The following is a 13,163-nucleotide window of genomic DNA, read 5'->3' as shown; positions in this document are numbered from 1 at the left end:
TAAAAGCTCATCGTAAATTTTTACGATGAGCTTTTATTATTAATTGCTGTAGAAAGTTACATGTTATTAGCGTTAGATTTCACTGACTCTATATCGGCATCTACAATCAGTTTCCTACAACTTCGAATTCGTGAAGTTTGATTAAGTTTTGTAATCCAACGATGCCCGGTCTGGCTTAACTAGTAGATGGAAATCAGATGAATTTGTTCATCTTCTTCGAGATAATGAAAGGATAGTGTGCGGGAACCATATTTATAGATCATGTCATATCCGCCTTCTGCTTCATTTAAATATTCTTTCTGAGGTTTACCTAGCCACAGCTTAACCATTTCGGGATAGAGAATACGTTTCTCTGAGAACAGGTTGAAGACTTTAACTTTTGAATCATTATTCAGTTCATGTAAGTAAGAATTAAAACCGATCGCGTATTGCGAATAAACGTAATATGCTCCCCATTCGCCGTTCTCTCTGAATTTAGCTTTTTTTAATGTATTAAGCAGAGATTTGTGGGTCATACCCAGCTTGATATTGGGCTGATTCGGCAGAGTTCCTTTCATGACAGATGTCTTCAGATTTTCAAGATAGGCACGATCTCCGATTCCTGAATTAGGCCAGTTAGGCTGATTAAAATTAACATAGCGAGTGTCACTTAAACGCAACTCCAATTTACTAATATTGAGTTTGAAGGTTTCTATCTCATATTTAAATACAGTGTTATTATAGAACTTGAATTGCACTCGGGAACCAGATAACATACGTATGCCGTCATCTCTGCCAGCAGGGTAGAAATCAAAATCATTTAACTTTTTACCTTTATTATCTACGAATTTTAAGGGTTGCAATATGCCTGAACGTATGATGAATGGTTTAGCTAGATTGAAGTTGGACGATCCCCACTCTGTGATGAGTAGCATATCGGGTGTACCCGTATCCTTGCTCTTAATGGTGTAATGCCAGGTTTGAGGTAAGGTAATAGAATGAAGATCAAGGTCCGCGGATTGTACTGTACCGTAAGAGTCTCCTTTCTTCAACAAAGCTGCGCGATAAGTGCCTGTATATGTAATGTCACCGGGTTTGTTATTGGTCCAGAAATCTTCCTCCTTTAGAGTTGATTTTTTTTCATCTTGAGCAAAAATATAGACTGTATATTGCGTTTGGTATGCATCGCGAAGTGTGAAGGATAAGCGACAGATTTTTTTTAGTTCTTCTGCAGATATTTTATTCTCCTGAGCATCTGCTTGATCGGATGTGGCTATTACGAATATCCCGGAAAAAAGAATAAATAGTAGGATCATAGCCCCCCATGTTTGTTTCCGCAGTAGTAAGTGAATCATTACTTTGATATCCCCTTGTTAAATGAATTATGGTTGCTGATGAATATATTCTAAATTTTAACATGCAATTTAATCCCTCACCATCAAATCCTACTTTTTGCAATTGGTAGCTAAGGAGTTTTGTTAACGAAATCTATTAATGATCAATAATTGATAGCTGAAAATAGACTTACCAACCCTCCATTTACCTGATATATTCAAGATATCCCACCTTTCAACACAAACCCCAATTAATCTACAAAAAATTCCAAGAAAACATTTACTTTTCCAATTGACAATGGATAACTTTGGATGGTATTATCTGAATTGTGGGCAGAGGTTAAGGCCGAAAGCTTCACTTCATTTGATGACGAAGGGAATGTTAGTGCATGCAAGGTAAAGTAAAATGGTTCAACGCAGAAAAAGGTTACGGTTTCATTGAGACTGAAGATGGCGGCGACGTATTCGTACATTTCTCCGCAATTCAATCCGAAGGATTCAAAACTTTGGAAGAAGGTCAATCCGTAGAATTCGACATCGTCGAAGGCGCGCGTGGACCGCAAGCAGCTAACGTAATCAAATTATAATCATCCGGACAATCCGACCTACATATATGGTTAGATGGTTACCAAATTGAATTATCGCTAGCATCAGACTCCGGTACTTTCCGGGGTCTTTTTTTGTTTCAATAGATTAGAGATTTGAGGATCATCCGAGGAACATTATTCTATTGAATTTAATAGATTCAAGAGATAGATTGAAGTTCATTTTACATATTAGATTGAGCAAGCTCAAAATGGGTTAATTACATCATCAAGCGCCTAATAATTCATACCAAGTAAATATTCGATTATGGCTGAATATGATGAAATATCGCGAAATATGGCGTTATGCCTACGTTGGCAGATGTGGCTTGAACAGATGTCATTATTCGGTCACCGGGAGTTTTTACATGGCGCTTACATTCGTGTTATAATGAAGTGGCAAAGGAAAAAGGAGGAGTGCCCTATGAATTTAAGTATTCGAGGTCAACAAATCGAGGTTACTGATGCTTTGAAGGATTATGTCGACAAAAAGTTGAGTAGACTCGAGAAGTATTTCGATGCACCCCTTAACTCTGACGGTGCTGTTACATTGAGCACGACGAGAGGTTTGCATACGGTAGAGGTGACGATCCCTTTGAAAGGCATTGTGCTACGCGCTGAGGATGAGAGCGACGATATGTACGCATCCATTGACTCCGTGGTGGACAAGCTGGAACGTCAGATCCGCAAACACAAAACAAAAATTAACCGTAAGTTCCGCCAGGAAGGTAGCCTGAAGACACTCTTCGTTGAAGATCCAACAGGTACTGTAGCTACAGCTGAACTGGATACGGACACGGATGACGATGATTTTGAAGTCGTACGGACGAAACGCTTTATGTTGAAACCAATGGACGTGGAAGAGGCCATCCTCCAAATGAACATGGTTGGTCACAATTTCTTCGTATTCTCCAACATTGACAGTGAAGAAGTTAGCGTTGTTTACAAACGGAACGATGGTAAGTACGGATTGATCGAACAAGGTTAATCTTAACGTACTTGCATATGAATATGAATATGAATATCTAAATAATAATGAACACAGGAACTGTAGTTTCCTGGGTTAGATTTATCAAGAGCTTCCATCCCTTAGGGGATGGGGCTCTTTTGTGCGTAGAGGAGCTGGGAAATGACCTTTGGAAATAAAATGGTGAAACTATTCCCTATGCTGCTGCGTCTAATAGATAGTATGAAGAATCACAATCGGTACAACTTTACCACCAGATTCCGATGGTTACGAAAATATTCGCACACCTACATTCGAGAACTGGATATTGAGATTTCCATCCAAATTTACCATCAAAATTCGTTGACAGGGCTGTCCACCCTGCAAAACGAAACATGACAATCGAATGCTTCCGCTAACGACTATGATTTTTTGCACTTAAACTCCATTTGATATGTCTCATAAGTTCAAAGAAGTGTGCCGTGGCGTGTTGCGGCGGCCCTTACAAACTGTTACAATTTATGCAAAGAGAATCATTGTCCTGATGAGGAATTGTCAACGAATGATCGCTAATCATAATCAATGACAGGCACAGCACCATGAACATGATTCGCAAGGCTCGGGCTTCGGCTACTTTTTAATAACCGAATCCGTTTGAATACCGAATCAGCTTCATGAGGAACCCTTGGCAAGCCTGGAGTTGATTCATCCATATTACTTTTTATATTGTTTGTCACCCCCGGGCAAGTGGATGCAACATCCATCCGATGGTGTCGCGTGGCGGCAACAGGGGGTCTATTCTGTTTTGCACGAAAGGGGTATACCATGCTAGGACTTGTCAAAAAGATCTTCGGCGACATGAATGAACGTGATGTTAAACGTCTGATGAAGACGGTCGATGTGATCAATAAACTGGAACCACAATTTCAGGCGTTGTCTGATGAACAACTGAAAGGTAAAACGGACGAATACCGTGCTCGTATTGAAAAGGGAGAAACAACAGATGAGCTTCTTCCAGAGGCATTTGCAACCGTACGTGAGGCATCACGTCGTGTACTGGGCAAACGTCACTACGATGTACAGATGCTGGGCGGTATCGCTCTGCATGAAGGCCGTATTTCCGAGATGAAAACGGGTGAAGGTAAAACGCTGGTAGGAACACTTCCAGTATATCTGAACGCGTTAATGTCCAAAGGTGTACACGTGGTCACAGTCAATGACTATTTGGCACAACGGGATAGCCAGGAAATGGGACAAATCTATGAGTTCATGGGCATGACGGTTGGGGTTAACCTCAGCGGTATGGACCATGCGTTGAAACAACATGCATATGCATGTGATATTACGTACGGAACGAACAACGAGTTTGGTTTTGACTATCTGCGTGACAACATGGTGCTGTACAAAGAGCAAATGGTACAACGTCCATTGTTCTTCTGTATCATTGATGAAGTAGACTCCATCCTGGTCGATGAGGCGCGTACGCCACTCATTATCTCTGGACAAGCTCAGAAGTCGACGGATATGTACTATGCAGCAGATCGTTTTGTGAAACGTTTGGTGCCGGAAGAAGACTTTACGGTAGACATTAAGGTGAAATCCGTAGCGTTGACTGAGGCGGGCGTGGCAAAAGCAGAGAAAGCATTTGGTATCGAGAACTTGTATGATCATGCCAATGTAACTCTCAACCATCACATTGTACAGGGCTTGAAAGCTAATGCAATCATGCGTCGTGACGTGGATTATGTGGTCAGTGATGAGGAAGTCATGATCGTTGATGAATTCACAGGTCGTCTGATGTCTGGACGTCGTTACAGTGATGGATTGCACCAAGCGATTGAAGCCAAAGAAGGCATTGAAGTACAAAATGAGAGCATGACGCTTGCTACGATTACTTTCCAGAACTATTTCCGGATGTACCGTAAACTTGCGGGTATGACGGGTACAGCGAAAACCGAGGAAGAAGAGTTCAAAAAAATCTACGGTCTCGAAGTACTGCAAATTCCAACCAACCGTCCGAATAAACGCGATGACATGGCAGATGTCGTGTATAAGAGCATCGATGGCAAGTTCAATGCCGTTGTAGAAGAGATCGTGGCACGCCACAGTAAGAATCAACCGATTCTGGTAGGTACAGTGTCCATTGAGAACTCTGAACGCCTGTCTGACATGCTTAAACGCCGTGGTGTCAAACACCAGGTACTGAACGCCAAGTACCACGCGGAAGAAGCAGAGATCATCTCAGGAGCTGGTCAAGCGGGTGCAGTAACGATTGCAACCAACATGGCAGGACGGGGTACAGATATTATCTTGGGTGATGGTGTAGCTGAAGTAGGCGGCCTTCATATCATCGGTACAGAGCGTCACGAATCACGCCGGATTGATAATCAGCTACGTGGCCGTGCGGGACGTCAAGGTGACCCGGGTTCAACACAATTCTACCTGTCACTGGGCGATGAATTGATGAGACGTTTCGGTGCAGACAATGTATTGAACATGATGGAGCGTCTTGGTTTTGAAGAAGACCAACCGATCGAGAGCCGGATGATTACCCGTGCAGTAGAATCAGCGCAGAAGCGTGTTGAAGGTAACAACTTTGACGTGCGTAAAGTCGTTCTCCAATATGATGATGTAATGAACCAACAACGTGAAATTATATATAAACAGCGCCGCGAGGTACTGGAGTCCGAAAATATCAAACAAATCGTTATGGATATGATCAAGCCTTCCATTGAACGTATCGTTGAAGCACATTGTAGTGACGATATCCCGGAAAACTGGGAGCTTCAGGAAGTTGCTGATTACATGAACAGCAAATTGCTGGACGATGGTTCCATAACTAAAGATGATCTGTGGGGTAAGGAAGCAGAAGAGATCATCGAGTTCCTGTTCACGAAAGTTCAGAACAAGTACAATGCACGTGAAGAGCGAATTGGCGAAGAGATGGTTCGTGAGTTCGAGAAAGTGGTTGTGCTCCGTGCAGTAGACAGCAAGTGGATGGATCATATTGATGCAATGGATCAATTGCGTCAAGGTATCCACCTTCGTGCCTACGGCGGTACAGATCCACTGCGTGAGTACCAGTTCGAAGGCTTCGAGATGTTCCATCAAATGATCGCTTCGATTCAAGAAGAAGTAGCGACTTATGTGATGAGAGCACAGATCGAGAGCAATCAGGAGCGTCAAGCGGTTGTTGAGGAAAGTCAGATCTCGACAAGTGGTGAACCTGCTGAGAAACGTCCAGTGAAGGTTTCTGACCAAATCGGACGTAACGATCCATGCCCATGCGGTAGTGGCAAGAAGTTCAAACACTGCCACGGTCAAGAGTAGTTAAAGGGTTCATTTATACACGAATGACATGAATGGCTCCTTGCAGCCGGGTATTCCATAGGATGAAGTGAAGGATGCAAAACCGATTAATGGTGCATAGTTATAATAATATGACCATGATCACGGGGAAGAGATATACTGATACAACAGTAGTCTCAACACCAGGGTAACGCATCGGATACTTGATCTGGAGGAATGCCCTGGATGCGGGGAGCTTATCTTAATGAAAAGAGGAATTGCACATGATCGATCCAAATGTGAAGCATGACCTGCGTGAAATAGGCAAGAAACTAACCAACCTTAGGGGGTCTCTTTGACTTAGATCTGAAGCAAGAGATGATCGGCAACTTCGAAGTGAAGATGTCTGCTCCGGATTTCTGGGATGATAGTGACAAGGCGCAATCCGTAATCGCTGAGCTAAATGCGGTGAAGGGATCTGTGGATCAATACACCAAACTCCAACAGGACTACGATGATGCGGTGATGATGGTAGAACTGGCTGACGAGGAAGGCGACGAAGACCTCGCTGCAGAGATCGGTAGAAGCGTCACAGCGATCGTGAGCAAGGTGGCAGAGTTCGAACTTCAGCTGCTCCTGAACCAGCCGTATGATAAGATGGATGCCATTCTAGAGCTTCATCCGGGCGCAGGTGGTACCGAGTCACAGGACTGGGGACAAATGTTACTGCGGATGTACACACGTTGGTCCGAGAAGCGTGGCTTCAAGGTTGAGGTGCTGGATTATCTGCCAGGAGATGAGGCGGGGATCAAGAGCGTCACGCTATCGATCAAGGGGCACAATGCTTATGGTTATCTGAAAGCCGAGAAGGGTGTACACCGACTGGTGCGGATCTCTCCTTTTGACTCATCGGGCCGTAGACATACGTCCTTTGTATCATGTGATGTGGTTCCTGAGATTGATGATACGATTGAATTGGACATTCGAACAGAGGATCTCAAGATTGATACCTACCGTGCGAGTGGCGCGGGTGGACAGCATATCAATACCACCGACTCAGCCGTGCGGATTACCCACCTTCCGACAGGTGTAGTTGTAACGTGTCAGAATGAACGTTCACAGATCAAGAACCGTGAGCGGGCGATGAAGATGCTTCGTTCGAAATTGTATGAGCGTAAAATTGAAGAGCAAAAACAACAGCTGGATGAAATCCGAGGAGATCAGTCGGATATTTCATGGGGTAGCCAGATTCGCTCCTATGTGTTCCATCCCTATAGTATGGTAAAGGATCACCGTACAAGCGTAGAGACTGGAAATACAGGGGCAGTAATGGACGGCGACCTCGATGCATTCATCGATGGTTATTTGCGTAGCCAGATTAAAGTAGAAACCGATTAATATAAGTTCCTGTATGGACCCATACGTGTAGGCGTATGCTGGTGTATACGGGAGCTTTTTTTTGAATAATTTTATAGGATAGAAAAAATGAGCGAACAACTGATCAGTCACATAAAAGGAGAGCACGAGAACATGCAACAACGATCACAACTTCACAATAATCGCAAAAAGAGGATAACTAGCCTCATTCCACTCAATGGTCCATGGAGAAACGTCGTGGATACGGTATCTATCATTGTAGGTTCGTTTTTAATTGCAGTGGCCTTTAATTTATTTTTATTACCAAATCAAATCGCTTCGGGTGGGGTGTCCGGGTTATCAATTCTGGGCAAGGAATGGCTTAATTGGGAGCCGGCATATACCCAATGGGCGATTAACATTCCACTGCTGATTGCGGGTTTCCTGCTCATTGGCAAGCAGTATGGTGTTCGCTCGGTATTGGGCAGTATTGTCCTGCCACTGTTAGTTTATCTCACGAAGGATTGGGCCATCCCAACAACGAATCCGCTACTTGGTTCACTGTATGGTGGGATTGGTGTTGGTTTAGGGATTGGAATTGTATACCGAGGTAGAGGATCAACAGGTGGCATGAGCATTCTTGCCAGAATCGTACAGAAATACAGTGGACTGAGTTACTCATTGTGTGTCGTAATTATGGATGCTACGGTTATTATTATGGCTGCTTTTGTATTGTCATTGGAACAGTCTCTCTATGCACTAATTGGGTTGTATGTTACTGGTAAAGTGATCGATGCCGTTGAGATGGGCCTAGGCTTTTCCAAGGTGGCTTATATTATCTCCAACCAGACCGAAGCGATTAGCAAAGTGATTCTGGATGACCTGGATCGCGGATTAACGAAGCTGGAGGCCAAAGGCGGTTACACCGATGATCAACGAACAGTACTGATGGTCGTGGTTGGGCAAAATGAGGTACCAAGACTTAAAGCGTTGATCCGGTCTGTGGACCCGGGAGCATTTGTCATTATCAGTAACGCGCATGAAGTGCTTGGTGAAGGTTTTAAGCGGGGAGAGCATGTGTGAACGGGTTGAAAACTAATGAGTGAGCCGCGTATGCTCATACGTTTGGAAGTTCAAGACAAGAAAAAAACAGGTACATCTTTTCTCCGAAATGACGGGAGAGGATGTGCCTGTTTTTTTACTATAAATATTGACCGCTACAAAATCGGAGATAGCAGACGGGAAATGGCTTCTTTGAAGCGGATAATGAAACTGCGTTTTTGGTATTCATCGAGCGTCATTTCCCGCGATACATGCAGGTCGTGCTCAAAGGTTTGTACAAGTGCTGTCGCAATCGCTTCATCATACATAAAGGCGTTAACCTCAAAGTTTAACCGGAAACTGCGGTAGTCAATATTGGCGGTTCCCACGGATGCAACCAAACTGTCAATGATAAGTGTTTTGGCATGAATGAAGCCATTATCATATATAAATACTTTGGCGCCCACCTTCAACAACTCACCAATATAAGATAACGTAGCCCAATATACAAAGGCATGGTCGGGTTTATTTGGAATCATGATGCGAACATCAATGCCGGACAGACACGCGAGACGAATAGCTTCGAATACACTGGCATCCGGGATAAAATAAGGAGTTTGAATCAGAATCGAATGTTTGGCCCCGTTAATCATCTTAAGGTAACTGTTCTTGATATGCTCGGTCTCTGCATCAGGTCCACTGGAGACAATCTGCATGGCAATCTTTCCTGTGCCCTCAATATGAGGGAAATGCGCTGGAACGTAGGGTGTGTCGTGTTGTTTGGACGCTTCATTCCAATCCAGGAGGAACCGGGTCTGCAACGCATGAACGGCATTCCCCTGAATACGCAGATGTGTGTCACGCCAGTAACCGAATTTCGAGTTCAAGCCAAGATACTCATCTCCAACGTTAAACCCGCCTGTGTACCCCAGGTTACCATCAATGATGACAATCTTACGGTGGTTCCGGTAGTTCATACGCAAGTTGATCAGACTGAATTTGGAGGGGAAAAAGACTTCAACCAAACCGCCTGCTTCGCGCAATTCTTTGAAAAAGCGTTTGGATACCCGCCGCGATCCGAGCGCGTCATACAGCAAACGAACTTTGATGCCTTCCCGCGCTTTGCGGATAAGTGCATCCCGAATTCTTTTGCCCAGACGGTCGCCTCTATAAATGTAGTATTGTACGTGCACGTGATCCTTGGCCGCTTCGATGTCATCCAAGAGCCGCTGGAATTTATCTGTTCCATCCGTAATGATCTCGACCGCATTATCTTCCGTCACCAGAGCACCGTTCTGCTTCAGGTTCATATAGATCATGTCCTGGCTAGTCTCGGTTGCTTGGTTGCGGAAAGGGGTGCGGTTATCGTGCAACTGCGTGAGCTGGGCTTCAATACGTTCCTCTAGCCCGAGCTTCTTACGTTCTTTCCACTGGAAAAGCCGGTATCGGGTCAGGTTCTGACCGGTTAAAAGATAAAGTACAAACCCAAACACCGGAATAAAGTTCAAGACGAGCAGCCAAGCCCATGAAGCGCTGGCATCCTTCCGTTCGAAGAAAACGACTGCTGCCGCAAAAATAATATTCAGGCCAAGGAGTACAATAAGTAAAATGGATTCGATATGCACTATAGTCCCCCACGTCTCATTATGACCATCATGAATCTATTCATATGTCCTTGATTAGCAGGTTAGTTATGAATGAGACCCTGATTGTAATGTTTCCTACTAATACGTATTTTAACAGATGTATACCTATTCGTCCCGGATGTTAAAAAAGATATGTTCGGATTGGATGTAAATCCATGTGAAATTGATGATAGAGTGTTGTATTTATATAACCAGAGTCGTATAATAATACACAAATATGCATATAAGCGACGGAATTGCTGTGTTCAAGTATCCTTCAGGCAAGGACATAGCACAAGTAGCGCATACATCGAGATTGGGGGAGCGAGAGTGAATAACAAATTAAAAGTAGCAATCGTCGGTTCCACCGGCTACGGCGGGGTGGAGCTGATTCGTTTTTTCCAGAACCATCCGCTGGTTGAAATCACATCGGTGATCTCATCATCGAGCAGTGGTGAGTCCATCGCAGATGGATTTCCGCATTTGACGGGCGTGATTCACAGGCCACTCGACGGTGTAGATCCGGCTGAAATTGCGAGTCGTGCGGATCTGGTATTCACAGCGACCCCGTCCGGCGTAAGTGCAAAGCTCGTACCAAGCCTGCTGGCAGCAGGACTTAAGGTGATTGACCTGTCTGGCGATTTCAGACTTAAGGATGGAACGGTGTACGAAGAGTGGTACAAACATCCGGCGCCTTCAGCTGATTTGCTGGAACAAGCGGTATACGGCATGGCTGAGGTGTATGGCGAAGAAGTGAAGGGAAAGAATTTTATATCCAACCCAGGCTGTTATCCAACGGCTACACTTCTTGGACTGATCCCTGCAGTAGAGGCAGGCTGGATTGATCCTTCTACTATTATAATTGATGCTAAATCAGGCGTATCTGGAGCAGGACGCGGAACAAGTCTGACAAATCATTATGCAGAGATGAATGAGAATTTCAAAGCCTATAAACTGAATAAACATCAACATATTCCCGAGATCGAACAAGTGCTTGGCAATATAACGGGAACGCCTGTTACGGTTACTTTCACAACACATCTGGTGCCAATGACACGTGGAATTATGAGTACGATGTATGCAAACCTCGTTGGGGAACACAGCGACCGGGAGATTGTGGATTTGTACCGCAAATATTATGAGAACCGACCTTTCGTACGTGTACGTGAACCGGGCATCTGGCCTTCTACTAAGGAAGTGTATGGATCCAACTATTGTGATATCGGGTTTGCGGTGGATCCTCGCACAGGTCGTTTAACGATTATTTCGGTCATCGATAACCTGGTGAAGGGTGCTTCCGGGCAAGCGATTCAAAATATGAACCTGATGATGGGATGGGAGGAGAACCTCGGGCTGAACATGACACCGGTATATCCATAAGGGATTGGAATTCAGGAGGAGCACTGGGACATTCGGTGTAAAGTGCTTTCTCGGAGTCACTTAGGGAGAACGGATCAGGTTAAGCAGGCGGATCATCAGCATATAGCTGAACGCATACGGGGGATATGATATGGGAACGAATGTGGAGCAACAGACTTTTACCGTGGTTGAGAACGGAACAATTGTAACCCCTGGGGGATTCACTGCTGGTGGACTTCACTGCGGATTGAAAAAGACATCTCGTAATGACATCGGAGCGATCCGCTGTGATGTACCGGCTACAGCTGCTGCTGTATACACGACGAACGTGTTTCAGGCGGCACCACTCAAAGTAACGCGCGAAAGCTTGAGCAACGGACGCCTTCAGGCTGTTATCGTTAACAGTGGTAATGCCAATGCATGTACAGGGCAACAAGGGGAAGAAGATGCTTATGCGATGCGTTCGGCGGCTGCGCGTGAGTTGGGTGTGGCAGAAGAAGACGTGGCTGTGGCATCCACAGGTGTCATTGGTGAATTGCTCAAAATGGATGCTGTACATTCAGGCATTACTGGTCTTCCAGCGCATATGGGCAAGGAGTCGAATGAGGCGGAGCAATTTTCACAAGCGATTCTGACAACGGATTTGGTAAAAAAGGAAGCTTGCGTCTCCGTTATAGTTAACGGTAAGACGGTTACGATTGCGGGAGCCGCCAAAGGCTCGGGTATGATTCATCCGAATATGGCGACAATGCTCGCTTTCATGACCTCTGACGCGGTCATTGGTGCAGAAGCGTTGCAGCGCCTGTTGCGCCAGGCAACGAATCATACATTCAACATGATTACAGTCGATGGGGATACAAGTACAAACGACATGCTGGTAGCGATGTCCAGTGGATATGCAGGCAATGAAGAGCTGACGATGGAGCACCCGGATTGGGACGCTTTTGCAGCTGGATTCACCTATGTATGCCAAGTGCTGGCCAAAGCCATTGCTCGCGATGGCGAAGGAGCAACCAAACTGGTTGAGGTAGAAGTTACAGGTGCGGTAAGTGATGATTCCGCGCAAGCAATCGCGAAAACTGTCATCGGTTCCAGTCTGGTGAAATCCGCCATGTTTGGCGCAGACGCCAACTGGGGACGGATTATTGCAGCCGTAGGGCGTGCAGGACAGCCGGTGAACCCGGATACCGTAGATATCCGTTTGGGAGATATCTCGGTACTTGCGCAGTCCCGCCCAGTCGTGTTTGACGAAGAAGCGGCATTGGCCTATTTGCAGACTGATACAGTTCGCATCGTGGTGGATTTGCACCACGGCGAAGGAACAGCAACAGCCTGGGGCTGTGACCTGACGTATGACTACGTCCGAATTAACGCCGCATACCGCACGTAATAAACCTTTGGGGTAAAGGTTTTACGAAACAGCTGTCTTCTATTGTGAAGCTGTTTCGTGAGATGTTTCAAAAATCATCAATGAAATTTAAACTTGTTGTTTGGTGTTGGACATATAGCGATAGTAATGGAGAAGACGGAATTGATTCTGCAGAAGCGGAGCGGTCGCCTTTGTCTCCGGGTGTTCCCCTATATAGGGATAATTCAAGATACCTGGAGACAACAGCGATCGAAAGAACAATCCGAATTCGGAATGGACTCC

At 45.1% G+C, this 13,163-nt stretch carries 9 protein-coding genes; 7 read left to right on the top strand and 2 right to left on the bottom strand.

Features of this window, described 5'->3' with window-relative positions:
* Positions 1-179: 179 nt before the first annotated feature.
* On the bottom strand, positions 180-1,334 hold the full coding sequence (locus NSQ20_RS28655) for a hypothetical protein (protein WP_340031274.1): 1,155 nt from the start codon (positions 1,332-1,334) through the stop codon (positions 180-182).
* A 368-nt stretch (positions 1,335-1,702) separates the two neighbouring features.
* On the opposite strand from NSQ20_RS28655, the gene NSQ20_RS28650 reads away from it, so the two are divergent.
* The 5 genes from NSQ20_RS28650 to NSQ20_RS28630 all read left to right on the top strand — a co-directional run bounded on the left by NSQ20_RS28650 (position 1,703) and on the right by NSQ20_RS28630 (position 8,570).
* Positions 1,703-1,900, top strand: coding sequence for a cold shock domain-containing protein (locus tag NSQ20_RS28650; protein ID WP_024631599.1), 198 nt, complete (start codon positions 1,703-1,705; stop codon positions 1,898-1,900).
* Positions 1,901-2,321: 421 nt separating this feature from the next.
* On the top strand, positions 2,322-2,885 hold the full coding sequence (gene raiA / locus NSQ20_RS28645; protein WP_036667734.1) for a ribosome-associated translation inhibitor RaiA: 564 nt from the start codon (positions 2,322-2,324) through the stop codon (positions 2,883-2,885).
* 783 nt (positions 2,886-3,668) lie between these two features.
* A complete protein-coding gene (secA, locus tag NSQ20_RS28640) occupies positions 3,669-6,173 on the top strand; it encodes a preprotein translocase subunit SecA (protein ID WP_036667733.1) in 2,505 nt (834 codons plus the stop codon).
* A gap of 242 nt (positions 6,174-6,415) precedes the next feature.
* Positions 6,416-7,529, top strand: a protein-coding gene (gene prfB / locus NSQ20_RS28635; RefSeq protein WP_101313559.1) for a peptide chain release factor 2 whose coding sequence is annotated in 2 segments (ribosomal slippage) — positions 6,416-6,487 and positions 6,489-7,529 — 1,113 coding nt in all. Because the reading frame shifts where the segments join, the coding sequence is not laid out codon by codon here.
* Between the two features lie 132 nt (positions 7,530-7,661).
* Positions 7,662-8,570, top strand: a complete 909-nt coding sequence (locus NSQ20_RS28630) for a YitT family protein (RefSeq protein WP_036612451.1) — start codon at positions 7,662-7,664, stop codon at positions 8,568-8,570.
* A gap of 134 nt (positions 8,571-8,704) precedes the next feature.
* On the opposite strand, the gene cls is transcribed toward NSQ20_RS28630, so the two are convergent.
* Positions 8,705-10,153, bottom strand: a complete 1,449-nt coding sequence (cls, locus tag NSQ20_RS28625) for a cardiolipin synthase (RefSeq protein ID WP_340031273.1) — start codon at positions 10,151-10,153, stop codon at positions 8,705-8,707.
* Positions 10,154-10,483: 330 nt separating this feature from the next.
* Between cls and argC the strand changes: the two genes are divergently transcribed.
* Positions 10,484-11,533, top strand: a complete 1,050-nt coding sequence (argC, locus tag NSQ20_RS28620; RefSeq protein ID WP_340031272.1) for an N-acetyl-gamma-glutamyl-phosphate reductase — start codon at positions 10,484-10,486, stop codon at positions 11,531-11,533.
* A gap of 130 nt (positions 11,534-11,663) precedes the next feature.
* A complete protein-coding gene (argJ, locus tag NSQ20_RS28615; RefSeq protein WP_340031271.1) occupies positions 11,664-12,902 on the top strand; it encodes a bifunctional glutamate N-acetyltransferase/amino-acid acetyltransferase ArgJ in 1,239 nt (412 codons plus the stop codon).
* Positions 12,903-13,163: the final 261 nt, after the last annotated feature.

It is taken from the genome of Paenibacillus sp. FSL K6-1122 (assembly GCF_037977015.1).
GTDB lineage: Bacteria > Bacillota > Bacilli > Paenibacillales > Paenibacillaceae > Paenibacillus > Paenibacillus amylolyticus.
Note: the sequence above shows the minus strand (reverse complement) of the source record. Positions and strands in the feature narration are given on the sequence as shown.

Bases quoted from the DNA above. Each gene is read 5' to 3' on its own strand.
- NSQ20_RS28655 (WP_340031274.1), bottom strand. From the start codon at position 1,334: ATGATTCACTTACTACTGCGGAAACAAACATGGGGGGCTATGATCCTA.
- NSQ20_RS28650 (WP_024631599.1), top strand. From the start codon at position 1,703: ATGCAAGGTAAAGTAAAATGGTTCAACGCAGAAAAAGGTTACGGTTTC.
- raiA (WP_036667734.1), top strand. From the start codon at position 2,322: ATGAATTTAAGTATTCGAGGTCAACAAATCGAGGTTACTGATGCTTTG.
- secA (WP_036667733.1), top strand. From the start codon at position 3,669: ATGCTAGGACTTGTCAAAAAGATCTTCGGCGACATGAATGAACGTGAT.
- NSQ20_RS28630 (WP_036612451.1), top strand. From the start codon at position 7,662: ATGCAACAACGATCACAACTTCACAATAATCGCAAAAAGAGGATAACT.
- argJ (WP_340031271.1), top strand. From the start codon at position 11,664: ATGGGAACGAATGTGGAGCAACAGACTTTTACCGTGGTTGAGAACGGA.